At 44.9% G+C, this 265-nt stretch carries 1 protein-coding gene; it reads left to right on the plus strand.

All coding sequences use genetic code 11. The features are described from left to right. Window positions 1–265, plus strand: a 265-nt coding sequence (locus I6E24_RS16920; protein WP_235329859.1) for an IS66 family transposase, incomplete at both ends; no start/stop codon positions are given.

Genomic DNA, 265 nt, shown 5'->3' on the forward strand with positions numbered 1-265 from the left:
ATGTATCTTGACAATGAACTTATCGATGTTGAGCATTTGTGTTGTCTGGCCCACGCAAGGGCTAAGTTCAAGTATGCCTATGACCAGGGAAGCCTGCAGGCAAGAATCTTCCTTGAGCTGATAGCAAGGCTATACGGTATGGAAGAAACTTATCGCCGGGAAAAACTCACAGCAGACGAGATTTACCGCAGAAGGAACTGTAAGGAAACGACAGAAATCATCGATAAGATAAGGACGGAACTTTATGATTTGCTGGCAAATCCGG

Source organism: Bacteroides caecigallinarum, assembly GCF_021530995.1.
In the GTDB taxonomy this organism is placed as follows: domain Bacteria; phylum Bacteroidota; class Bacteroidia; order Bacteroidales; family Bacteroidaceae; genus Phocaeicola; species Phocaeicola faecigallinarum.